The organism is Mesonia sp. K7, from assembly GCF_003233725.1.
Taxonomy (GTDB): domain Bacteria; phylum Bacteroidota; class Bacteroidia; order Flavobacteriales; family Flavobacteriaceae; genus Mesonia.
Genome location: NZ_QKQV01000011.1, coordinates 45,045 through 69,648, shown reverse-complemented (window position 1 = coordinate 69,648; position 24,604 = coordinate 45,045). Strand labels below are relative to the sequence as shown.

Here is a 24,604-nt window from a genome sequence, read left to right as displayed (position 1 = left end):
CTATTTTTAAATTGATTGAATATATTTTTTAGGCGTTGTGCCAAATTTCTTTTTAAATGCTGCAATAAAATGACTCGAAGTGCTGTAACCCACTTTTAGACCCACTTCGTTCACATTGTGTTTTTTGCTTTCGAGCAATTGTCGGGCAAAATCCATTTTATAATCGAGTAAAAACCCATAAACCGTATCTCCATAAATCTCTTTAAAACCTTCTTTCAGCTTTTTTAGACTCAAGCCTATTTCTTCCGAAAGCTCTTGCAAAGTTGGTGGTTCTGCCATGCGTTGCAATACAATTTCCTTGGCTTTTCTGATGCGTCTTACATTATCTTCATCTACCAAAAATGGGCATTGCTCTACATCGGCTTCTTCGGGTCTGTTAAAACAAAGGGCGAGCAGTTCGTAAACTTTTCCCTTTAAGTATATTTTCTTGACCGAGTCGTGTAAATTAAAGTTTAACATCTGACTCAAATTTACCGCCATTGCAGGCGAAATAGAAAGTTCTTGATAGTATTTTTTATTTCTGTTTTCTTCGGTTAGAAAATCGATATAATTGGCTTCGTCTGAAAAAAGGGAATGCAATTTTTTGATGGAAATCAAAACCGTAATTAACCAAGAATTAGGGTATAATCTTACGTTAAGCGGTAAATCTTTCTCTGGGTTAAAAAGCAACAAGGCTTTTTCGTCTTGCAATGGCAAACTGTAATTTCCGTCATTATAAATAAACAATAAATTACCCTTTATACAGAAGTGAAATTGTATAAAATCACGCGTCGTTTCTTCTTTAAATATTTGATTTTCAGAAGTATTATTTTGAAAAGCAATAATGCTTAAGCCTTTCTCTAGCTCATGGGTTTGCAACGAACTTCCAGCGTTATTTTTTTCCATTGAAAAATATTTAATTTTGCTGTTCTTATTTAGAACGGTTCTAAAGAGATTTACTTTTAAGCCACTAAATTCAAGCAAAAGTAATGGTTTTTTATTAATTTAGAATGATTACAGCTAAAAATACTTCAAACGACAATAAAAGTACTTCTATCGTTGTTTTTGAAAAAACTTTGCGGTTAAATTTGCAACATACTAATTATAGAGATGCATCTTTCTTCGATGAAGAATTACAATATATCAAAACATCATACCTTTTATGTGATTGGGCTGAGCTACCAGAAAGCAGATGCCGTTATTAGAGGTCATTTTAGTTTAGACGAAAGCCAGAAAGAAAACCTCATCATAGAAGCAAAAAAACAAGGTTTGGAAGGCATGATGGTAACTTCTACGTGTAACCGAACCGAAGTTTACGGTTTTGCAGAACATCCTTTTCAACTCATCAAATTATTATGTCAGTTCTCTCAAGGCTCTTTAGAAGAGTTTGAAAAAGTGGCTTATGTCTATAAAAACCAACAAGCGATAGAGCATATTTTTAATGTTGGAACGGGCTTAGACAGTCAGATTTTAGGGGATTTTGAAATTATAAGTCAATTAAAAAAGGCCTTTTCTCGCTCAAAAAAGTTAGAAATGGTCAATCCGTTTATCGAAAGATTGTTGAACAGCGTCATACAAGCGAGCAAACGCATCAAAAACGAAACAGAAATTTCCTCAGGAGCAACATCGGTTTCTTTTGCTTCTGTACAATATATCTTAAACGAAGTGCAACATATATCTGAGAAAAACATTTTACTTTTCGGAACAGGAAAAATTGGTCGTAACACATGTGAAAATCTGGTAAAACATACCAAAAACGATCATATCACTTTAATTAACCGTACCAAAGACAAAGCCGAAAAAATAGCGGGTAAATTTAACCTCATCGTAAAAAGTCACTCCGATTTACAAGAAGAAATATCAAAAACGGATATTTTGATTGTTGCCACTGGCGCACAACAACCTACGGTTTCTAAAGAAATCATCTATACCAAAAAAGATTTACTGATTTTAGACTTATCTATTCCCAAAAACGTAAGCGAAAATGTTGAGGAATTAGCGAATGTAAAACTTGTTCATTTAGATCATTTATCACAAATCACTGATCAGACTTTAGAAAAGCGGAAAGATTATTTGCCACAAGCAAGACTTATCATAAGCGAAGTAATGCTAGAGTTCAATGCGTGGCTCGAAACCAGAAAGTTTGCTCCTACCATCAAGGCGTTAAAACAAAAATTGAGTCTTTTTAAAGACGAAGAACTAGATTTCCAACGTAAAAAAATACAAGATTTCAACAATCAACATGCAGAAATTATTGGCGATCGCATCATTCAGAAAATCATGAACCAATTTGCGAGTCACTTAAAAGAAAACAACGATACTTCAGAAGAAAGCTTAGCTTTGATTCAACGTGTTTTTCAACTCGAAAATTTATCCTAAGTAATGAGTAAGGTCATTAAAATTGGAACTCGCGAAAGTCAGTTAGCTCTTTGGCAAGCCAATTTAGTAAAAAGTAAATTAGAACTTTTAGGTTATCAGACCGATATTATTCCTATTACTTCTAAAGGTGATCAAGAATTAAACATTCCCTTATACGAAATGGGAATTACGGGCATTTTTACCAAAACACTTGACATTGCTTTGCTTAATGAAGAAATAGATATTGCCGTGCATTCGATGAAAGATGTGCCTACAAAATTGCCCAAAGGCGCACAGCAAGTTGCCGTTCTAGAGCGTGCCAACGTACACGATATTTTAGTATATAAAAACCTCGACTTTCTTGATAAACAAGGAACAATTGCCACAGGAAGCTTACGCAGAAAGGCACAATGGTTACACAAATATCCAGCACACAAAGTGGTAAATTTACGTGGCAATGTCAATACCAGACTTCAAAAACTGCATGATCATAATTGGGATGCTGCTATTTTCGCTTACGCAGGATTAGAACGTATCGATGTTTTACCAGAAAACTATCAAATTTTAGACTGGATGATTCCTGCTCCTGCACAAGGAGCAATTACCGTTCAAGCGCTCGAAAAAGATAGCTTTAGCATCGAAGCACTTTCAAAAATCAACCATCAAGAAAGTGAGATTTGCACTTTTGTTGAAAGACAGTTTTTAGCGACTCTGGAAGGTGGTTGTACAGCTCCAATCGGTGCTTACGCTAAATGTAAGAAAGATCAGGTTCATTTTTCTGGAGCCTTATTTAGCCTTGACGGAACACAAAAGTTAGAGCAAAATGTCTCTTTTTCAAAAGCGGAATACAAATCCAAAGGAAGTGAAATTGCTGCACAAATATTGTCACAAGGAGGTAAAAAACTGATGGAGGAAATTAAGAAAGCAACCGATGCTTACAACTAATGAAAACTTAATATGCTCCAAATTTTAAGTACTAAAATTTTAGATGAAAAATACACACAACCTATAAAAAACATAGGTTTTGAATGGGTTAGTTACGATGCCATCGAGATTTTACATCTTAAAAATGAAGTTATTCCTAAAGTCATCGAAAACGCCATCATCACTAGCAAAAATGCTTTTAAAGCGGTGAAGAACAAAACAAAAATTAATAATGCTTTTTGTGTGGGCGAACAAACCGCAAAACTACTTTTAGAAAACCAAATAAATGTGGTAGAAACAGCTCATTATGCGGAAGATTTAGCAAAAAAAATTATTCAAAACCACAACAGCAAGAGCTTTATTTTCCTTTCGGGAAATTTAAGACGAGACACCATTATTTACGTATTAGAAAAGGAAAATATCATGATAGAAGAATGTGTGGTTTACGAAACCCAGCTTGTCCCAAAAAAATTCGATCAATCTTTTGAAGCGGTGTTATTTTTTAGTCCGAGTGGCGTAAAAAGTTATTACCAAACCAATTCTTCCCATAACGAAATCGCTTTTTGCATCGGCTCAACAACGGCTAAAGAAGTAGAAAAATACAACCAAAATATACAAATTGCAGAACAACCCACCTATCAAAAATTGGTAGATAAGGTTATAAATTACTATAAAAAATGATAAAAAACGATTTATTTCTAAAAGCCTTAAAAGGCGAAACTGTCGAAAGACCACCCGTTTGGATGATGCGTCAAGCAGGAAGATATTTACCAGATTTCATGAAATTGAAAGAAAAGTACGATTTCTTTACGCGATGCAGAACCCCAGAATTGGCAACCGAAATCACTGTAATGCCAATTGAACAAGTTGGCACCGATGCTGCGATTTTATTTAGCGATATTTTGGTAGTTCCTCAGGCAATGCAAATAGACGTACAAATGAAACCTGGTCTTGGGCCTTGGATTCCAAATCCTATTCGCTCTCAAAAGGAGTTAGACCAGGTTATTGTTCCTGATGTAAACGAAGAGTTGGGTTATGTTTACGATGCCATTAAAATGACGAAACAAGCATTAAACGATGAAATTCCGCTTATTGGATTTGCTGGCTCTCCTTGGACGATTTTATGTTATGTCGTACAAGGGCAAGGTTCAAAAAATTTTGACAAAGCTAAAGAGTTATGCTTTACACAGCCTCAAATTGCTCATAGCTTACTACAAAAAATAACGGATACGACAATTGCGTACCTCAAAGGAAAAGTAAAAGCCGGTGTTGATGCAATACAACTTTTTGACTCGTGGGGCGGTATGCTTTCGCCAACCGATTACCAAAAGTTTTCATGGCAGTATATGCAGCAAATTATCGATGCTCTAAAGAATGATATTCCTGTAATTGCTTTTGGCAAAGGTTGCTGGTTTGCTTTACGCGAAATGAGTCAATCAGGAGCTTCAGCTCTTGGTGTAGATTGGACGTGTTCAGCGCAAAATGCCCGTTATCTTTCGGGCGGAAACATCACTTTACAAGGTAATTTTGATCCGTCACGTTTGTTTTCACCACCAAAAGACATCAAAAAAATGGTACATCAGATGATTGATGAATTTGGTAAAGACAAGTACATTGTAAATCTGGGACACGGTATTTTACCAAACATTCCTGTAGAAAATGCCAAAGCCTTTGTAGATGCGGTAAAAGAATATTAAATGAACCTTATTAGACGCTTAAAAAATCTGAGTTTATCACAAATTTTTAAAGCCATAGGGTTGTTTTTACCTCAACCGATTTATTTCATAATCTTTTTAAAAGCTACCAAAAAAACACTTGAAATTTGCAACGCTATTTACCCTGAAAAACATCAAAAAAATACTTTTGAAAATGCTTTTAGGCACGCCTTATGGAATTTTATTTTAGCAAAACAGCTGTTTGAATCGAATAAAAATGAAGAGAAATCAATGAAGTGGGCGAAAAAAATTACCGATTTGCACGAACAGATTTACAAAAACAATCCGCTACATCAAGCGATGGATTTACACAATAACAATTACGGCATTCAATTATTTAAAGAAAAGTCTCAATTTTCTATTGATAAAGCCATAGAATACATTAAAAACCAACGCAAAAATGCTATTTTTACACAAAATCTTACAGAAATAAAACAAGCTAAAAACCAATTGGTTTATACCAGCTTAGAGTAGTGTATAAGCTTTAAGTACCTGCAAAGTAAAATCACAACTATGGCAAAGCAAAAAATATTATCTCCATTTCAAAAATTCGTAAAAATTGAAAGTTTAAGTGGTTTGTTATTGGTTATTGCCACACTTTTAGCACTTATTTGGTCAAATTCCCCATTTGCCGATAGCTACGCAACGCTTTGGGATTATAAGGTTGGTTTTTCTACAGAAGGATTTGAACTCAACAAACCTTTGATTTTATGGGTTAATGATGGGTTAATGGCCATATTTTTCTTTTTGATTGGTCTTGAAATAAAACGCGAATTTCTTATTGGCGAACTTAATTCTCCCAAAAAAATAGGATTCCCGCTTGTTGGTGCTTTTGGCGGAATGGCAATTCCAGTGTTATGTTTCTTTCTATTAAACAACAACCCTGAAACGCTAAAAGGATGGGGCATTCCAATGGCTACTGATATTGCATTTTCTCTTGCCATACTTACCGCGTTAGGAAGTCGTATTCCTTTAAGCTTAAAAGTGTTTTTAACGGCATTTGCCATTGTAGATGACTTAGGTGCTGTTTTGGTAATTGCTATTTTTTACAGCGGAGCCATAAAAATATACTTGCTTGGTATAGCCTTGGCTTTACTTGCCTTTTTATACCTGTTGTCTTATAGAGGTTATTACTCAAAATTTTTAACCATTTGTTTAGGAGTTGTCGTTTGGATACTCTTTTTAAAAGCTGGGATACACCCAACATTAGCAGGAGTTTTATTGGCATTTTCTGTTCCTATTAAACAAAAAGTAGATACTTCAGAATTTATAGAAAGTCTTGTACGTATCACCGATAGCATAAAGCAAGCTTCGATACTTAAGAAGCCGATTTTATCGAAAGAACAAATTCAACAAATAGATGATTTAGAAGATTGGACATACAAATACCAATCGCCTTTACAACGTATGGAACACAACCTGCACGATTGGGTGGCTTACTTAATTATTCCTGTCTTTGCGTTTGCCAATGCAGGTGTTGTCATTAATAATTTAGAGTCACTAGAACTTAACTTAGTAACCACTATTGTTATCAGCTTGATTTTAGGTAAAAGCATTGGTATTACAGCGTTGGTTTTATTAGCCAATAAAGTGAAGCTTATCAGTATTCCATCAGATATTTCTACGTGGAATATCATAGGCGTTTCCTTTTTGGCAGGTATCGGATTTACAATGTCTATCTTTATCGGCGGCTTAGCGTTTGCTGAAGAACTCGCTTATATCGATTCTGCCAAAATAGGTATTTTATTAGGATCATTAATCTCAGCAATCATAGGATTTATTATTTTAAAATTTAAAAAGTAATTGTGAAAGACACCTTCTATCAATACATACAAAACCTGCAAGATGAAATTACCGCAACCATAGAAAAAACAGATGGTAAAGCAAAATTTCGGGAAGATTTATGGAAACGAAAAGAAGGCGGTGGTGGCAGAACTAGAATTATTGAAAAAGGAAATGTCTTCGAAAAAGGCGGCGTAAATATTTCTGCTGTTCACGGTGCTCTCCCCAAAACGATGCAACAATACTTTAATGTTGAAGAAGCCGATTTTTTTGCCTGTGGCCTGAGTTTAGTGCTTCATCCCAAAAACCCTTTTGTACCAACCGTACACGCCAACTGGCGATATTTTGAAATGTACGATAAAAACGGTAAAATAGTTGATAGTTGGTTTGGTGGCGGTCAAGATTTAACGCCATATTATCTGTTTGAAGAAGATGCTACACACTTCCACCGCATTTGTAAAACGGTTTGTGACAAGCACGACAAAAGTTTCTACGAAAAGTATAAACAAGCTTGTGACAATTATTTTTGGAACGCGCATCGCGACGAAGCACGAGGCATTGGCGGATTGTTTTTTGATTATTGCAAAGCCACTGAAGAAAAGCAAATGACAGATTGGTATGCTTTTGTCACCGAAGTAGGAAATCATTTTTTAGACGCTTATCTCCCAATTGTTGAGAAAAGAAAAAATCTTCCTTACGGTGAAAAAGAGCGTAACTGGCAAGAAATACGTCGCGGAAGGTATGTAGAATTTAACTTAGTGCACGATAAAGGCACTTTGTTTGGCTTAAAAACAAACGGACGCATAGAAAGTATCCTGATGAGTTTACCTCCACAAGTGCAATGGGTTTATAATTTTGAACCCGAAAAAAATAGCAGAGAAGAAGCATTGATTAACGTTTTAAAAAATCCTAAAGAATGGGTTGTTTAACTCTAAGCCATTCCCAATAAAAACATTAGACTTATAATATTCAAAATATGTATCCATTACAACGAAATAGAAGGCTTAAAACCAACGAAGCCATAAGAAGTTTAGTAAGAGAAACAACCATTACTCCCAACGATTTTATCGTACCAATGTTTGTAGTAGAAGGCAAAAATGTAAAAGAAGAAATCGCATCGATGCCCAATTATTTTCGTTATAGCTTAGACTATCTAGAAAAGGAAGTAAAAACGCTCTACAAACTAGGACTAAAAGCTATTTTGCTCTTTGTAAAAGTGCCTGAAAATTTAAAAGACAATTCAGGAAGCGAAGCCCTTAACCCTGATGGCTTGATGCAGCGTGCCATTAAAACCGTAAAAAATGCTTGCCCAGAAATGCTGGTAATGACCGATGTTGCTTTAGATCCATATTCTTCTTACGGACACGATGGTATTGTTTATGAAGGACGCATTTTGAACGATGAAACTAATGCTGTTTTAGCAGAAATGAGCTTGTCGCACGCTCAATCAGGAGCCGATTTTGTAGCGCCAAGTGATATGATGGATGGCAGAATTTTTGAAATCCGTTCACTACTCGAAGATGAAGGGTTTCACAACACTGGCATTATGAGCTATTCGGCAAAGTATGCATCGGCATTTTATGGCCCTTTTAGAGATGCATTAGATTCTGCTCCAAAAGACATTCAGGATATCCCAAAAGACAAAAAAACCTATCAAATAGATCCGGCAAATCGTACAGATGCTATCAAAAAAACCTTGCTGGATATCGAAGAAGGTGCCGATATTGTAATGGTAAAGCCAGGGTTGTGTTATTTGGATATTGTAAGAGAGTTAAAAGACCGCGTAACGACTCCTATTGCTGTGTATCAAGTTTCTGGAGAGTACGCTATGCTCAAGGCAGCAGCAGAAAAAGGATGGCTCGATCACGATAACGTTATGCTCGAACAAACCTTAGCCATAAAAAGAGCTGGTGCAAACCTAATAGCAAGTTACTTTGCAAAAGATGTTGTTAAGCTGTTGTAACTAACAATTTTTGTTAGAATTTGTATAAAATTGATATAAAGCGATAAAACCTTTGTATTTTTAACAAAATTAAAAACTAAAAAAGAGAATGACCTTACTTATTCTTTACGCCATTATATCTATTTTCTTTTCGTTTTTATGTTCTATTTTAGAAGCTGCTCTGTTAAGTTTTACACCTACTTTTCTCAAAGTTAAAACTAAAGAAGGGAAAGCTTACGCGAAAGTACTTACAGAATATAAAAAAAACATCGATGTTCCGTTAACCGCTATTTTAACTTTAAATACCATTGCACATACCGTTGGAGCAATTTTAGTAGGTAATCAAGCTGCAAAACTCGCTATCGAAAGCGGGTATGAGTATTCTATAATGGGCATAAATTTTGTCGGAATCATTTCTACAATTATGACCATTTTAATTTTGGTGCTTTCAGAGATTATTCCGAAAACTATTGGAGCAAGTTACTGGAAATCACTTGGTAGTTTTACAGCAACTCTGCTTAAAATCATTATTTTTCCTCTAAAATACACAGGGGTTTTATGGATTTTATTACTCACGACTAAACTTATCGGTAAGTCGGCTCATGCAACAGCCATGAGTAGGGAAGAGTTTATCGCCATAACCGATGCTGCAGAAAAAGAAGGTGTTTTTGCCGATAATGAGTCTACTTTTATTCGAAATTTGCTCATTTTTAAATCAATTACGGCCAAAGACGTGATGACTCCGTTTTCGGTTGCCGTTATCGAAGACCAAAACACTACCATCGAAAGTTTTATCGAAGCCAATAAAAACCTTAAGTTTTCGCGCATTCCTATCTATCAAGGAAAACCCAATAATATTACGGGCTTTGTGTTAAAAGACGATATTCTTGAACACATGATCGATGAAAAGGGTAGCGACAGTCTGGTTTCGCTAAAACGTGAAGTCTTGATGGCAAATTCTGACACACCAATTCCAGAATTGTTTGAGCTTTTTGTAGAAAAAAGAGCTCACGTTGCAATGGTCAACGACGAGTTCGGAAACACCATTGGTCTCATTACGATGGAAGACATTATCGAAACTCTTCTCGGTATGGAAATTATGGATGAAAGCGACAGCATTGAAGATATGCAATTGCTCGCTCGCAAAAACTGGGAGCGAAGAGCCAAAAGACTTGGCTTAATTGGTTTGGCCAATAAAGATGAGGAAAACCAGGAATAGCAAAACCTATTAGAAAGCGAAAAAATAGACTTCAAGAAACTCATAAGTAAATAAATTTGTACTTTTAGAGTAGCTTATCGCTTACCATGCTACAAAAACTCAACATCGAAAACATTCTTTTTCTCGACATCGAGACAGTTCCGATGCATCGAAGTTTTGATGATTTATCTGAAAAAGAGAAACAACTTTGGGACCACAAAACACGTTATCGAAGAACAGAAAGTGAAACTCCGGAAGACTTTTACCCAAACGCTGGAATTTGGGCAGAATTTGGGAAAATTGTTTGTATTTCCGTTGGTTTTTTTAAAAAGGTAGTTGATAAACAAACCTTTAGAATCACCTCTTTTTCTGGAGATGAAGTCGAGCTTTTAAATAGTTTTAAAGACCTTATCGACAATTATTTTAACGGTGCTCAACACTTACTTTGTGCACATAACGGCAAAGAGTTTGATTTTCCTTATATCGCCAGAAGAATGTTGATACACAATATTTCTCTACCTGAAAAACTCAATCTATTCGGAAAAAAACCTTGGGAAATTAGCCATCTCGACACCTTAGATTTATGGAAATTTGGCGATTACAAACACTATACTTCTTTAGAATTACTGACGCATATTCTCGACATTCCTTCCCCAAAAACCGATATTTCAGGAAGTGATGTAGGTCGTGTTTTTTACGAAGAAGAAGATTTGCAACGTATTGTTACCTATTGCGAAAATGATGTCGTAGCTATAGCTCAGATTATTCTTAAACTAAGACAACAAAACTTATTAAAAGAAAATGATATTGTTAGGATATAAAAAAAGCTCGGTTCTCACCGAGCTTTACCCATATGAAAAAAAGATGTTTACGCTTAAGTTCTTAAATCAGCTGTAAACACCGCCCGAAAGCCAATGTTAGATGTAAACAATTATGCTTACATAACGAAGAAACAAATTTAAGCAATACAATCCAAATAATATTAGAACTTTTTTAGGTAAATAATTATGGTTTGAATAACAAAAAATGATAAAAACTAAAAATATCATAAAAATAAATCATCTCTCTATTGCTTTTCCTGAAGGGAAGTTGACCAGAGAAGTTTTAAAAAATATAACTTTTGAGATTTATCCTAATGAAATCTTAGGTGTTGTTGGTGAATCGGGTTCTGGAAAATCGCTCACTTCGCTTTCTATTCTTCAGCTTTTACCAAAAAATGCAATCATAAATTCTGGTGAAATCATTTTTGAAAATCAAGACTTACTTCAGCTCCCTTCCAAGGAAATGCATCCCATACGCGGAAATGAAATATCAATGATTTTTCAAGAACCTATGAGTTCGCTCAACCCATCGATGACTTGCGGAAAACAAGTAGATGAGATTATAATCAGACACCTCAACAAAACCAAAAAAGAAGCCAAGGCAAAAACCATCGAGCTTTTTAAACAAGTAAAATTACCTCGACCCGAACATATTTATGAGTCTTATCCGCACCAAATAAGTGGAGGGCAGAAACAGCGCGTAATGATTGCCATGGCAATTGCCTGTGAACCCAAATTACTCATTGCCGACGAACCTACCACAGCTTTGGATGTAACCGTACAAAATGAGATTATTTTGTTACTGAAAGAGTTGCAAACCAAAAATAAAATGAGTATCTTATTCATTACCCATGATTTATCTTTGGTTTCTGAAATTGCAGATAGAATTATGGTGATGCATCAAGGTAAAATTGTAGAAATAAACACAACAAAAGAACTTTTTGAACATCCAAAAGAAAAGTACACGCAAGCTTTGTTGGCTTCAAAACCAACCACCAAAGAGCGTTTAAAAAAACTGCCAACCGTTAAAGATTTTTTAGGAGAGAGAAAAAAATTTGAGATCGAAACACAACAAGAACGAGCCAAAAGACATCAAAAAATATATAGTCAACCTCCATTGTTGGAAGTAGAAAACGTAGAAAAAATTTACTTTAACAATACAGGCTTATTTCAGAAAAAAGAAAGCTTTAAAGCGGTAAATGCAGTAAGTTTTAAGATTTATGAAGGTGAAACACTCGGTTTGGTGGGCGAATCGGGTTGTGGGAAATCTACATTAAGTGAAGTGATTTTAAAACTGACACCTCTCAATGGCGGAAAAATAAAATACCGAGGAGAAGATATTACAAAACTAGACTCTAAAAGTTTACGAGCGTTGCGGAAAGAAATCCAATTGATTTTTCAAGATCCATTTGCTTCTTTAAACCCTAGAATTTCTGTAGGAAATGCAATTATGGAACCCATGAAAGTTCACAATATTTATCCGACAAAAAAAGAAAGGGAACAAAAAGCTTTAGAACTTTTAAAAGAAGTTGGACTTGAAGAAGAGCATTTTTACCGTTATCCGCATGAGTTTAGTGGCGGGCAACGCCAACGTATTGGCATTGCAAGGACAATTGCAGTAAACCCCAAACTCATTATTTGTGACGAATCGGTTTCTGCCTTGGATATTTCTGTACAAGCTCAAGTGCTCAATTTACTCAACCGACTTAAAGTAAACTATGGTTTCACCTATATTTTTATTTCGCATGATTTGGCTGTCGTAAAATATATGGCAGATCAACTTCTGGTTATGCACCAAGGTGAAATTGTAGAACGAGGTGACGCTGACAAAATGTACGACAATCCAGAAAAAGCATATACACAAAAACTTATCGAAGCAATCCCGAAAGGAATATAATTTATGAAAGAAAAAATCACGCTAGAAAAAGTAATCTCAAACGCACCAGATCTAATTCTTTATGCCGCACCTATTTTAATTGCTTTAGCTTTAGCAGAATTTTACTTTAGTTGGAAAAACAAAAAAGAGCTTTACGAAAAGAAAGATTTTCTAGCATCGCTAACCATTGGATTAGTCTATATACTGCAAAGTTTATTTACAAAATCCTTAATGTTTGGATTGGTTTTATGGGCGTATAATTCAATTTCTTGGAGTATTCCTGTAAATTGGCTCACTTCTATTGCCTGTTTCTTTGTCTTGGATTTTTGCCGTTATTGGGCGCATCGTTTGGGTCACGAAACCAATCTGTTTTGGGCTACCCATGTGACACATCACAATTCAGAAAAATATAACCTCTCGACATCTTTTCGGCTTTCATGGACACAACAAATTAAGGTGGTTTTCTTTATCCCGGTAAGTTTGATGGGGTTTCACCCATTGGTTTTTTTAATATGCCACCAAATTGCAGTTTTATACCAGTTTTGGATACATACTGAATTGATAAGAACTTTACCCAAATGGATACGCTTCTTTTTTGTAACGCCTTCCCACCATCGTGTGCACCATGGAAAAAATGCACATTACCTTGATAAAAATTATGGTTCTACTTTTATAATTTGGGATCGCATTTTCGGCACTTTTCAGAAAGAAGATGAACAAGCCATTTACGGAATCATAGAACAGCCCAAACATTACAACCCTATAAAACTGGTTTTTCACGTATGGGCAGACATCTTTCGCAACATGAAAGAAGCCGACAATGTAAAAGAGGCTGTCGCTATTTTATTTGCTTCGCCTGATAACTTGGAAAAAAGTAAGAAGGAAATAGAATAGAATGATTTCCTTTACGCTTTAAGCAAATGGATTATAAAACCATTTCTGGAATATCGCCTTCAACAATTAATTCGCCTTCGGTCGCTTGCTGAATTTCTTCTACGCTTACGCCTGGAGCTCTTTCCAGTAATTTAAATTTGCCATCAACCACCTCAAGTACTGCCAAATTAGTAACGATTTTAGTGACGCATGCTACCCCAGTTAGCGGTAAACTGCATTTTTTAAGCAATTTTGACTCGCCTGCCTTATTAGTGTGCATCATGGCCACAATGATATTTTCCGCAGAAGCTACCAAATCCATTGCTCCGCCCATTCCTTTGACCATTTTTCCTGGGATCTTCCAGTTGGCAATATCTCCATTCTGAGCTACTTCCATCGCACCAAGAATGGTCAAATCGACATGTTGCCCTCTAATCATCCCAAAGCTGGTTGCTGAGTCAAAAAAACTAGCTCCTTTCATTGCGGTAATGGTTTGTTTTCCCGCGTTGATCAAATCGGCGTCTTCTTCACCTTCAAAAGGGAAAGGTCCCATTCCGAGAATTCCGTTTTCGCTCTGAAATTCTACTTGTATATCGTCACGTACAAAATTGGCCACCAAAGTAGGAATTCCAATCCCAAGATTGACATAATATCCGTCTTTTACTTCTTTGGCGATACGTTGTGCTATTCCGTTTTTATCTAAAGCCATAGTTTATTTTTTTGGTCGAACTGTTCTCTGCTCTATTCTTTTTTCATAATCTTTTCCCTGGAAGATGCGCTGCACAAAAATTCCGGGTATATGCACTTGATTGGGGTCTAATTCTCCTGCTGGAACCAACTCTTCAACTTCAGCTACAGTAATTTTTGCTGATCCGCACATACAAGGATTAAAATTACGTGCCGTTCCTTTAAAAATAAGGTTTCCTGCCTCGTCACCTTTCCAGGCTTTTACGAAAGAAAAATCAGCTTTAAAAGCTTTTTCCAATACATACATTTTACCATCAAATTCTCGTGTTTCTTTACCTTCGGCTACTTCGGTACCAAAACCAGCTGGCGTATAAATCGCTGGGTAGCCTTGTTGTGCCGCTTGGCATTTTGCCGCTAAAGTTCCTTGAGGTGTTAGTTCTACTTCCAGCTCACCGCTAAGCATTTGTCTTTCGAATTCTGCATTTTCACCCACATAAGACGAAATCATTTTTTTGATTTGTTTCTTATGCAATAATAGTCCCAATCCGAAATCATCGACACCGGCATTGTTAGAAATACAAGTAATATCTTTGATATTTTTCTTGACCAGTTCCGAAATGGCATTTTCGGGAATTCCGCAAAGTCCAAATCCGCCAAGCATAAAAGTCATTCCGTCTTCAACACCTTGCAGAGCTTCTGCTACATCATTTACTTTTTTATTAATCATTTTTAGTTGATTTTATAATTCTATTTCTTCTGAAATTTGACTGTCTTCTCCGCCTTCGCCTTCGGTAGCTTCATACTCCTCACAATTTACAATGATGCTGAGTTCTTCTGGTCTTTCAAAATTTTCTTTTGAAACATCTAAGTCACCATCGGCATAGACTTTTTTCATGTAAGTTCCCCAAATAGGCAAAGCCATCGTGGCTCCTTGACCGTAAGTGATCCCTGGAAAATGAACCGACCTATCTTCTGCACCAACCCAAACTCCAGTGGTCAAATTAGGTACAATTCCCATAAACCAACCGTCACTTTGATTTTGAGTGGTTCCGGTTTTTCCGGCAATTGCATTGGTAAAACCGTAAGGATGGCCCGTAACTAAATTTTTATAGTATCCTGGTGACCAAGTGGTTTTTAGACGTTGTCCTGAACCACTTTGAGTAACCCCTTCCATTAAACTAATGGTAACATAGGCTGTCTCCTCACTAATTACATCTTTGCTCTCTGGAACATTTTGATACAACAACGTTCCGTTTTTGTCTTCAATACGGGTAACAATCACTGGTTTTACATATACTCCTTTATTGGCAAAGGTACTGTATGCAGAAACCATGTCGTATACACTAATATCTACTGAACCCAAAGCAATGGCAGCAACAGGGTCTATATTTTCGGTGTCAACATGCAATTTTTCTAGTAAGTCTATTACCGGCTTTGGGCCTGTTTTATCAATTAATCTTGAAGTTACTGTATTGTATGAATTGGCCAAGGCGTGTTTTAAAGTCACCATTCCGCCGTATTGACCTCCAGAATTTTTAGGAGTCCAGTCATTGGTCACCCCATGTTTACCTGCAGGAATCGTATGCGGTGTATTTGATAATTTATAGCAAGGTGATAAATGCAACTGATCAATCGCGGTAGCATAAACAAAAGGCTTAAATGTCGAACCAACTTGACGTTTGGCCTGTTGTACATGTTCGTATTTAAAGTATTTAAAGTCAATTCCTCCAACCCAAGCTTTTATCTCACCTGTTTGTGGTACCATAGACATCATTCCAGTATTTAAAAAAGACTTGTAATAATAGATAGAATCTCTTGGTGTCATGATTGTATCTTTATAACGTTCTTTGTTTTCCCAAGTAAAAACAGACATCTCGGTTTTTTTATCAAAAGAAGCTAAAATCTTTTCTTCATCAATTCCTTTAGCCTTCATTTTTCGATACCTATCACTATTTTTAATAGCTCGGTTGATGATTCTATCGATCTCCTCTTGTGATATTTTTCTAAAAGGAGCCGTTTTATTTTTCTTATTTTGTTTATCAAAAGCGGCTTGCAGGTTTTTCATATGTGCTTCTACCGCTTCCTCAGCATATTGTTGCATTTTAGAATCGATAGTGGTGTAAACTTTTAAACCGTCACGGTAAATGTTATACTCTTCTCCGTCTTCTTTCGGGTTTTCTTTTGCCCAATCTTTTAAAAATCCTTGCAAATAAGCTCTAAAATAAGTGGCAATGCCCGATTGATGACTCTCAGGATGGTAATCTATCTTTAAGGGCAAGGCTTGAAGTGAATCTTTTTCTGCTTCAGTGATAAAATCTGCCTTTTCCATTTGCGTTAAGACAAGGTTTCTTCTGTTGGTAACTCCTTCTGGGTTTCTTCTAGGGTTATACAAAGATGAGTTCTTAAACATTCCAGCTAAAACAGCGGCTTCTTCTATTTTTAGTTCTTTTGGTTCTTTACCGAAATAAATTCTAGACGCCGATCTTACCCCTACCGCATTGTTATTAAAATCATAGATGTTGAAATACATCACCAGTATTTCATTCTTTGTGTATTGGCGTTCTAATCGTGTGGCAATGACCCATTCTTTCATTTTTTGAATCACCCTTTGTAGAATGTTTTTTGAACCCTCGCCATGAAATAATTGTTTTGCAAGTTGTTGAGAAAGTGTACTTGCGCCACCTTTTGTGCCCATAAAAGCAACGGCACGAATGGTTCCACGGGCATCTACTCCTGAATGCTTATAATACCTCACATCTTCTACCGCTACTAAAGCATCAACCAAATGTTGTGGTAAATCTTCAAATCTTACAGGAGTTCTATTTTCGTTGTAATATTTTCCTAAGGTCTCTCCGTCTGAAGAAATCACTTCTGTAGCGAGATTGGTTTCTGGGTTTTCCAACTCTTCAAAGGTTGGCATTTCGCCAAATGCGCCCCAACCAGCCAGCAAAAACATGAAGACGATAAGTAACAATCCGATTCCGAAAATCTTCCAAAACCAAAGAATATACTTCCTATTTGAAGTTTCTGATGTGTTTTTTTTGTTTTGTGTTTTAGCCATATTGTTATGGATTTACTTTTTCTATTCTAAAACCTATTTCTTGTATTCCGTTAAGGGTATTTAGCCCGTCTATAGCTCCGTTTTCGCGAACAGCTTGCTTAAGTTCTAGCACATAATCGCCCTCTTCTGTAAATTGAACGTTTTCTTTATACCACAGTTTATTCTCTATTACACCACCAAATTCTTTTCCTATAAAACTTCCGTCTGAATTTGCCATCTCATATTCTAAGGTATCGGTCACCACTTTTCCGTTGGGAAAATTGATGCTCGAAATAAGGTATATATTACTAAACTCATAATCGGTCGTATTTCTTATATTCAGAAAGAGATTATATTTAGAGATACTGTCAACTTCGTTAATTTTAAAACTAACAATCGAGTCTTTATGCCACTGTTTGTTGGGCATCACCTTATACTGATCTTGTACTTGGTTGTTGCTACAACTGCAAAATATAAGTCCCAAAATAGAAAAAATGAAGAGTTTTTGTTTCATTTCTTTCAAAAAATTAATTGTTTTTGGTTGGCTTTTGTGATTTTGACTGTGGTTTGTTATTTCTATGTTTTTTATTTCTACGCTTATTTTTTCTGCGCTTTTTACTTTTCGGTTGGTCAAATCGGGTTAAGCTATCTTGACCGACAACATCACTAAAATTGTTTTTATTGCTGGTGTTGATATCCTCAAAAACAAATTCTTCCAAACTCGCTACGGTATTGTTTTTTTCGGATTCTTTAATGATGTCTTTTACCTGCTCGGTGGTAAGCTGGTGCCAATTCATCCATTCGCCTTCATAAGCATACCACATCAACCCTTTAAAAATATCTATTTTCTGACAAACGGCTGTTCCTTTTTTGGTTTTTAGCTTTACATCTTGCTTCGGAAAATCTTTTAAGGCGTCTAAATAGGAATCTAACTCATAATTGAGACAACACTTGAGTTTACCACATTGTCCCGCTAGTTTTTGAGGATTGAGCGACAATTGCTGATACCTTGCTGCCGATGTAGAAACCGATCTAAAATCGGTAAGCCAAGTCGAGCAGCACAATTCTCTACCACAAGAACCAATTCCGCCTAAGCGAGCTGCCTCTTGCCTAAAACCAACTTGTTTCATCTCGATACGTACCTTAAACTCTTGTGCATATTCTTTGATGAGTTGTCTAAAATCTACTCGTTCTTCTGCGGTGTAATAAAAAGTAGCTTTCGAGCCATCGCCTTGATATTCGATATCACTTATTTTCATTTGCAATTGAAGTCTAATCGCAATTTGTCTGGCTCTTACTTTTACTTTTTCTTCTTTGTCTCTTACTTCTTGCCAAACGTCTATATCTCGTTGTGAAGCTTTGCGGTAAATTTTGTAGATCTCGTTAGATTTTTCACTAATTTTTTTCTTCTTTAGCTGAACTCTAACCAGTTCTCCTGTAAGGGTTATCACACCAACATCGTGACCAGGTGAAGCCTCGACAGCAACAATGTCTCCTATACTAAGTGATAAATTTTCTGTATTTCTGTAATAGTGTTTTCTTCCGTTTTTAAAACGGACTTCTACTATTTTATATTCTTCTTGCTCCTGCGGAAGCTCCATATTAGAGAGCCAATTAAAAACTGTAAGTTTATTACAACTATCTGTTCCGCAAGTGCCGTTATTTTTACATCCTTTCGGCTGACCGTCTTTGCCGGTCGAGCAACTTGCACACGCCATAATTTTATATATTGAAATATGTCAGTTTACTTTTAAAACTGCATATTGATGATAATTATTTTATTTTAGGGTAAATATACCAATATTTTAAACGCTACTTATAAAATTTCACTTAAAGTGGATTTTTTCGCAGAGCAAATCATGAGAATTATTGCTTTGAAGTGAGATTTATCAATCTGAAGTTATTTTAGGTTCTCATCCTGATTTGTAAATTATAAAAAATAGAATTCTACATAAAGCTTTGGCTGTCACCATGCACGTACGTAATGATGAAAAAGAAAAATTACATTAGTGACCAAAACTGCCACAATAAGAGTAAACTTGCAAGACAGATGAGAATTGAAACTATAATTTTATTTGAAGAATTTAAGCTTTTAACAAATAAAATTATTGAAACCAAAAGCAATAATATGTTCATCCATGCATTTGCTAAAAAAGCTGGAATAACGTCTGCGTAAGCATTTTTTGCAACAGTAAATGAATCACTGCTGTTAAAAGTTTTAATCCAAAAAAGCATGAGAGCTAACGGAATTGTAAATAGGATAATTCCTGAAATAAGCTTGTAATTTATTTTACTTAGACTCATCCTATTTAATTGTAAATCAATGTGTTGTTAAACATAAAAAAGAAAACCTCAATCACAAAAAAGTTATTGAGGCTTGTTTTTGCTTTCGCGAAAGCTTATGAACTAACTACACTCACGCCTTTTTTATAAGTGAGCACTTCCGACCTTCCTTTTTTAAAGATTTTGTTGCTGTTGTGTTTGCCTTTACGCAATGCTTTTTGTTCTTCGTAAGGTAAAGCATTCACTTCTTTACACTCATCAGAACAGCAATTATCCATTTTTTGAGCACATTTTTCACATTGTATAAACAGCAAATGGCAAGCTTCGTTCTCACAATTTACATGGGTATCACAAGCTTCGCCACATTGGTGACATTGTGCAATCACATCTTCAGAGATTCGTTCTGAACGGCGATGGTCAAACACAAAGTTTTTACCTATAAATCTATTTTCTATACCTTGGTTTTTTACTTGTCTGGCATATTCTATAATTCCGCCCTCAAGCTGATATACATTTTTAAAACCTTTGTGCTTGTAGTAAGCACTGGCTTTTTCACAACGAATTCCACCCGTACAATACATGACCAGGTTTTTATCTTCTTTATGTTCTTTTAAGTCTTGTTCAATAATATCTAGAGAATCTCTAAACGTATCTACATCTGGTGTCACCGCTCCTTTAAAATGACCTATTTCGCTTTCGTAATGGTTACGCATATCAACGATTACGGTATTTGGGTCTTCCGACAATTCATTAAAACGTTGTGCGTCTACGTGAACCCCTATATTTCTAACATCAAAAGTTTCGTCATTCAAACCATCGGCAACGATTTTTTCCCTTACTTTTACTTTTAACTTTAAGAAAGATTTGGTGTCGTGCTCGATAGCAATATTTAGGCGAACGCCTTCCAAGAAATAAATTCCGTCAAGGAAGCTTTTGAAGGTTTCGAAGTTTTTTGCTGGAATAGAAAGTTGTGCATTGATGCCTTCATGAGCAACATAAATACGCCCTAAAACACCCATTTCGTCCCAATGAACAAACAAATGATTTCTAAAAAGTTCTGGATTGCCAATCTTGGCGTACTGGTAAAAAGAGAGCGTAAGGCGATCTTCGCCAGCTTTTTCTAATAATTCTGCTCTCTCTTGTGCACTTAGTTTATTGTACAGTTGCATGCTATACTAATTTATTAAGTTATACAAAAGTTTGACCGCAAAGGTAATAAAAAAAATACTCCTAGTAAGTAGAAGTATTTTTTGGGCTAATTCGTTATTGATTAAATTTTTATCATTCCTAAAAATTTTTTAATAACGCTAACCACCATCAACCCCACAAATACTCACACAAGCTTGTGTGGTATATGTGTTGCTGACATCAAAAATCATATTTCTTTTGAGATATTTCATTCAAAATATGTTCACTTTGCTTTCTTAGTAGATGCAAAAAATAAAAAAGGTTGCGTCGAAGATTGAAATAGATAAAAACATATTGTATTTTTACCACTCTTCATATAAATATAGAAAGCTAGAAATAATGAGCAAAAACAACGAAAAAGAAGCCAAATTAAAAGCCTTAAAACTTACTTTAGATAAATTAGATAAAACTTACGGAAAAGGTGCAGTGATGAAAATGAGCGATCAAGCGACGCAAGATGTCGATGCCATTTCTACAGGCTCGCTTGGGTTAGATTTAGCTTTAGGTGTTGGCGGTTATCCGAGAGGTCGTGTCATTGAAATTTACGGGCCAGAATCTTCAGGTAAAACTACTTTAACCCTTCACGCTATTGCAGAAGCACAAAAAGAGGGTGGCATTGCAGCTTTTATTGATGCAGAACACGCTTTTGATCGTTTTTATGCTGAAAAACTAGGTGTTGACATTGAGAACCTTATCATTTCTCAACCCGATCATGGTGAACAAGCTTTAGAAATTGCCGATAATTTAATTCGTTCGGGTGCAATCGATATTATTGTAATTGACTCGGTTGCTGCATTAACCCCAAAAAGTGAAATTGAAGGTGAAATGGGAGACTCTAAAATGGGACTTCACGCACGTTTGATGTCACAAGCATTACGAAAACTTACCGCTTCTATAAGCAAGACCAACTGTACGGTTATTTTCATCAATCAATTGAGGGAGAAAATTGGTGTCATGTTCGGAAACCCAGAAACAACTACTGGAGGAAATGCTTTAAAGTTTTATGCTTCCGTAAGACTAGACATTCGTAGAGCAACACAAATAAAAGATAGCAATAGCGATGTGGTAGGTAATAAAACACGTGTAAAAGTGGTTAAAAATAAAGTGGCACCACCTTTCAAAACTGCAGAATTTGATATTATGTACGGTGAAGGAATTTCTAAAATTGGTGAAATCATAGATATTGGGGTTGCTTACGAAATCGTAAAAAAGAGCGGTTCTTGGTTTAGTTACGAAGATACCAAATTAGGACAAGGTCGGGATGCCGTAAAAACCTTACTACTTGATAATCCGGAACTGATGGAAGAAATCGAAACTAAAATTGTAGAGGCTATCAAAATTTCAAAAAGCTAAAAGTAAATTTACTTTGATTTTTAAGACCTCGTTTTTACAAAACGAGGTTTTTTATACGCAACCTTTTTGTGTTTTTTGTATCTTCTAAAGAAAAGGCTCAAATTATGAAAAAGGCATGGTTAATTGGATTTATTGCGGCAATGTTCTTTAGCTGTTCATTAGATGATGGTATAGATAATGAGTTTACCTATGAAATCGTTCCTACTGTGACCGTTGATATACCTGATACCTTATACCTCCATCAAAATGCTGAAATTTTGGTAACTTATCAAAGAAGTTCTACTTGTCAAGCTTTTGTCGGATTTGATTACAATAAAGATGAAAACAACCTCTATTTTGCAGTAATTAATAGTCGTGTGATAAGAGATGACTGTGAAAATATTGAAGAAATTAAAGAAGAAAGTTTTGACTTCACTCCAACACGTAGTGATTTTTACATCTTTAATTTTTACACTGGTACAAATGAAAATAATGAAAATCAATACATTACAAAACAGGTGCCTGTGATGATTGAATAAACCAAAAAAAACACTTGAGTCTTAAAAAGTTAATAGAAAAATGTAAAAAAAATGATCTTGTATCACAAGAGAAACTTTATCATTTATACAGCCAAAAACTGTTTTCTATTGCTTTAAAATATGCTCGTAATTATGAAGAAGCAGAAGACAACCTACAAGACGCATTTATTACAATATATAAAAAAATAAATCAGTACAAGCATAAAGGTTCTTTTGAAGGTTGGATGAAACGGATTGTCATTAACACATCGCTTCAAAAATATAGAAAGCAACATGTTTTTGAAATCATAAACGAAGAAATTGTAGAAGAAGAAAATATTGTGATAAATGAAAGTGATGTTAGTTTACAGTTTCTCTTAAAAATCATACAGCAATTGCCCGACAGGTATCGTATGGTTTTTACCCTCTATGTATTAGACGGTTTTTCACATCTAGAGATTTCAGAAATGATGAAAATCTCTATAGGAACTTCAAAGTCTAACTTAGCTAGAGCTAGAAAAATATTAAAACAGAGAATAGAAGAAAATCAAGAGCATAATAGTTCGCAATCGGTATAGAAAATGAAAGAAGAAAAGAACATAGACCGTTTATTTCAGGAGAAGTTTAAAGATTTTGAAATGACACCTTCTGGAAAAGTATGGAAAAACATCGAAGCAGAATTAAATCAAAAGAAAAAACGTCGTGTGATTCCTTTTTGGTATAAAATTGCTGGAGTTGCAGCACTCATCGCCTTATTGTTTATAGCGGGTAATATCCTTTTTAGTTCTAAAGAAGCCCAAGTGGTGAACCAAGAAAACGGCAAAAAGCTTATTGAAGAAAGGCAAAACAAAACAAATTCTGAAGTAAAAACTACTCAAAATTCGGTTTTGGAAGAGGAGCAAAACAATATCGTTTTTGAAGAAAACACCTCAGAAAAAGTTTCAACTTCAAATGAGCGTTCAACTATAGTTTCCGAAAAAGCGAATGCAAAAAATTCCGCTTTAAGCGAAAAAAATACCACAAACCAAAAATCTATAAAGAGCTTTACCCAAAGTGAAGATGTAAACCATAAGCTTGCTAACAATCAAAACAAAGAACAAATTTTCTCTGAAACCAAAAAAGAGAGAATAGCAAACCGCAATCTTAAAGAACCAATCGAAGGCAAAAATGAAATCACAGAAAATATTACTGCTGTTTCTTCAGAAAATAACGCCGAAAACGAGCTTGAAGAAGAAATTGTAGAAAGTGAAAATGCCTTAGCGCTTGTTGAAAAACAGAAAAACGAAGAGAAAGAAAACGACGAAAAAGACAAAAAAACAACCGAAAACACTTCAAAATTTGAAGTAAAACCTATGATCTCTTCTATTTATTATGGTAATTTGAGTAGTTCTGGAAATACCTTAGATCCCAATTTTAGTAACAATGCAGGTGATGGAAAAATGTCAATGTCTTATGGGGTGAATTTTGCCTATGTGATTTCAGAGAAACTTAAAGTTCGTACTGGGGTAAATAAAATTAACCTCCGTTACGAAACACACGATATTGCTTTTAGCTCCTCCGTAAATCCTGTTGCTTTGCGTAATGTAACGCCTATTAACACTTCTGAAAATCTTGATTTTATGGTTACTTCTTCATCTCAATTAGATAATAGACCTTTAAATCCTACTCAAAATGGGGTGTTGCAACAACAAATTGGTTTTATTGAAGTTCCTGTGGAATTACAATACAGTTTACTCGATAAAAAGTTTGGCATTAACGTAATTGGTGGGGCGAGTTCGTTATTTTTAAACAATAATCACGTGGCCATAGAATCTACCAACGGAACTACCGAAGTTGGCGAAGCCAACAACCTTAACAACGTAAGCTTTAGCACCAATATAGGTCTTGGTTTTGATTATGATCTTTCTAAGAAAATCAATCTTAATCTGGAACCTATTTTTAAATATCAGCTCAACACTTTTTCTGAAAGTACCAACGGTTTTAAACCCTACAATTTTGGGGTTTATACCGGATTAAATTTTAAGTTTTAGTTTGATTGTGGTTATTTGCAATGATGACCAAGTGAGCTGTCTCTTTTTTTGAAGAGGC

General features: G+C 35.4%; 24 protein-coding genes. 16 read left to right on the top strand and 8 right to left on the bottom strand.

The features are described from left to right. Window positions 1–6: 6 nt before the first annotated feature. Window positions 7–885, bottom strand: coding sequence for an AraC family transcriptional regulator (locus DNG35_RS08975; protein ID WP_111128197.1), 879 nt, complete (start codon window positions 883–885; stop codon window positions 7–9). A gap of 219 nt (window positions 886–1,104) precedes the next feature. Here DNG35_RS08975 and hemA point away from each other — a divergent pair, with 219 nt between their 5' ends. The 12 genes from hemA (at window position 1,105) to DNG35_RS08915 (ending at window position 13,489) form a co-directional block, all read left to right on the top strand. Continuing rightward, complete coding sequence (gene hemA / locus DNG35_RS08970) at window positions 1,105–2,358, top strand: glutamyl-tRNA reductase (RefSeq protein WP_111128196.1); 1,254 nt, start codon at window positions 1,105–1,107, stop codon at window positions 2,356–2,358. Between the two features lie 3 nt (window positions 2,359–2,361). Further along, window positions 2,362–3,282, top strand: coding sequence for a hydroxymethylbilane synthase (gene hemC / locus DNG35_RS08965; RefSeq protein ID WP_111128193.1), 921 nt, complete (start codon window positions 2,362–2,364; stop codon window positions 3,280–3,282). A 12-nt stretch (window positions 3,283–3,294) separates the two neighbouring features. Continuing rightward, the gene (locus DNG35_RS08960) at window positions 3,295–3,942 is read left to right on the top strand and encodes a uroporphyrinogen-III synthase (protein ID WP_111128191.1); all 648 of its coding nucleotides are present in this window, start codon (window positions 3,295–3,297) and stop codon (window positions 3,940–3,942) included. Continuing rightward, window positions 3,939–4,958, top strand: a complete 1,020-nt coding sequence (gene hemE, locus DNG35_RS08955; protein ID WP_111128187.1) for a uroporphyrinogen decarboxylase — start codon at window positions 3,939–3,941, stop codon at window positions 4,956–4,958. Before DNG35_RS08960 ends, hemE begins: the two co-directional genes overlap by 4 nt. After that, complete coding sequence (locus DNG35_RS08950; protein ID WP_111128185.1) at window positions 4,959–5,450, top strand: hypothetical protein; 492 nt, start codon at window positions 4,959–4,961, stop codon at window positions 5,448–5,450. Window positions 5,451–5,489: 39 nt separating this feature from the next. Then, window positions 5,490–6,779 (top strand): Na+/H+ antiporter NhaA, encoded by a 1,290-nt coding sequence (nhaA, locus tag DNG35_RS08945; RefSeq protein ID WP_111128182.1) that lies wholly within the window; start codon window positions 5,490–5,492, stop codon window positions 6,777–6,779. 2 nt (window positions 6,780–6,781) lie between these two features. Beyond that, window positions 6,782–7,687 (top strand): oxygen-dependent coproporphyrinogen oxidase, encoded by a 906-nt coding sequence (hemF, locus tag DNG35_RS08940; RefSeq protein ID WP_111128179.1) that lies wholly within the window; start codon window positions 6,782–6,784, stop codon window positions 7,685–7,687. A gap of 47 nt (window positions 7,688–7,734) precedes the next feature. After that, entirely contained in the window at window positions 7,735–8,721 is a 987-nt protein-coding gene (gene hemB, locus DNG35_RS08935; RefSeq protein ID WP_111128177.1) for a porphobilinogen synthase, read from the top strand. 88 nt (window positions 8,722–8,809) lie between these two features. Beyond that, entirely contained in the window at window positions 8,810–9,919 is a 1,110-nt protein-coding gene (locus DNG35_RS08930; RefSeq protein ID WP_111128174.1) for a CNNM domain-containing protein, read from the top strand. A gap of 86 nt (window positions 9,920–10,005) precedes the next feature. After that, entirely contained in the window at window positions 10,006–10,719 is a 714-nt protein-coding gene (locus DNG35_RS08925; protein ID WP_111128171.1) for a 3'-5' exonuclease, read from the top strand. Window positions 10,720–10,924: 205 nt separating this feature from the next. Beyond that, window positions 10,925–12,616, top strand: a complete 1,692-nt coding sequence (locus DNG35_RS08920; protein ID WP_111128168.1) for an ABC transporter ATP-binding protein — start codon at window positions 10,925–10,927, stop codon at window positions 12,614–12,616. A 3-nt stretch (window positions 12,617–12,619) separates the two neighbouring features. Further along, the gene (locus DNG35_RS08915; protein ID WP_111128165.1) at window positions 12,620–13,489 is read left to right on the top strand and encodes a sterol desaturase family protein; all 870 of its coding nucleotides are present in this window, start codon (window positions 12,620–12,622) and stop codon (window positions 13,487–13,489) included. Between the two features lie 31 nt (window positions 13,490–13,520). On the opposite strand, the gene DNG35_RS08910 is transcribed toward DNG35_RS08915, so the two are convergent. The 7 genes from DNG35_RS08910 to DNG35_RS08880 form a co-directional block, all read right to left on the bottom strand. After that, the gene (locus DNG35_RS08910) at window positions 13,521–14,177 is read right to left on the bottom strand and encodes a CoA transferase subunit B (RefSeq protein WP_111128163.1); all 657 of its coding nucleotides are present in this window, start codon (window positions 14,175–14,177) and stop codon (window positions 13,521–13,523) included. 3 nt (window positions 14,178–14,180) lie between these two features. Continuing rightward, complete coding sequence (locus tag DNG35_RS08905) at window positions 14,181–14,882, bottom strand: CoA transferase subunit A (protein WP_111128160.1); 702 nt, start codon at window positions 14,880–14,882, stop codon at window positions 14,181–14,183. A 12-nt stretch (window positions 14,883–14,894) separates the two neighbouring features. After that, the gene (locus DNG35_RS08900; protein WP_111128157.1) at window positions 14,895–17,216 is read right to left on the bottom strand and encodes a penicillin-binding protein 1A; all 2,322 of its coding nucleotides are present in this window, start codon (window positions 17,214–17,216) and stop codon (window positions 14,895–14,897) included. A gap of 4 nt (window positions 17,217–17,220) precedes the next feature. After that, window positions 17,221–17,709: a gliding motility lipoprotein GldH gene (locus tag DNG35_RS08895; RefSeq protein ID WP_111128155.1), complete on the bottom strand. Its 489-nt coding sequence runs from the start codon at window positions 17,707–17,709 to the stop codon at window positions 17,221–17,223. A 13-nt stretch (window positions 17,710–17,722) separates the two neighbouring features. Further along, window positions 17,723–18,913 carry a regulatory iron-sulfur-containing complex subunit RicT gene (locus tag DNG35_RS08890; RefSeq protein ID WP_111128152.1) on the bottom strand — a complete coding sequence of 397 codons (1,191 nt, stop codon included), beginning with the start codon at window positions 18,911–18,913 and terminating at the stop codon, window positions 17,723–17,725. A gap of 283 nt (window positions 18,914–19,196) precedes the next feature. Further along, window positions 19,197–19,499: a hypothetical protein gene (locus DNG35_RS12155; RefSeq protein ID WP_146228853.1), complete on the bottom strand. Its 303-nt coding sequence runs from the start codon at window positions 19,497–19,499 to the stop codon at window positions 19,197–19,199. A 95-nt stretch (window positions 19,500–19,594) separates the two neighbouring features. Beyond that, a complete protein-coding gene (locus DNG35_RS08880) occupies window positions 19,595–20,647 on the bottom strand; it encodes a rhodanese-related sulfurtransferase (protein ID WP_111128144.1) in 1,053 nt (350 codons plus the stop codon). 358 nt (window positions 20,648–21,005) lie between these two features. Between DNG35_RS08880 and recA the strand changes: the two genes are divergently transcribed. The 4 genes from recA (at window position 21,006) to DNG35_RS08860 (ending at window position 24,546) form a co-directional block, all read left to right on the top strand. Beyond that, window positions 21,006–22,019 carry a recombinase RecA gene (recA, locus tag DNG35_RS08875; protein ID WP_111128277.1) on the top strand — a complete coding sequence of 338 codons (1,014 nt, stop codon included), beginning with the start codon at window positions 21,006–21,008 and terminating at the stop codon, window positions 22,017–22,019. A 104-nt stretch (window positions 22,020–22,123) separates the two neighbouring features. Then, window positions 22,124–22,537 (top strand): hypothetical protein, encoded by a 414-nt coding sequence (locus tag DNG35_RS08870; protein ID WP_146228852.1) that lies wholly within the window; start codon window positions 22,124–22,126, stop codon window positions 22,535–22,537. A 14-nt stretch (window positions 22,538–22,551) separates the two neighbouring features. After that, window positions 22,552–23,094, top strand: a complete 543-nt coding sequence (locus DNG35_RS08865; RefSeq protein WP_111128139.1) for an RNA polymerase sigma factor — start codon at window positions 22,552–22,554, stop codon at window positions 23,092–23,094. A 3-nt stretch (window positions 23,095–23,097) separates the two neighbouring features. Then, on the top strand, window positions 23,098–24,546 hold the full coding sequence (locus DNG35_RS08860; RefSeq protein WP_111128136.1) for a hypothetical protein: 1,449 nt from the start codon (window positions 23,098–23,100) through the stop codon (window positions 24,544–24,546). Window positions 24,547–24,604 lie beyond the last annotated feature (58 nt).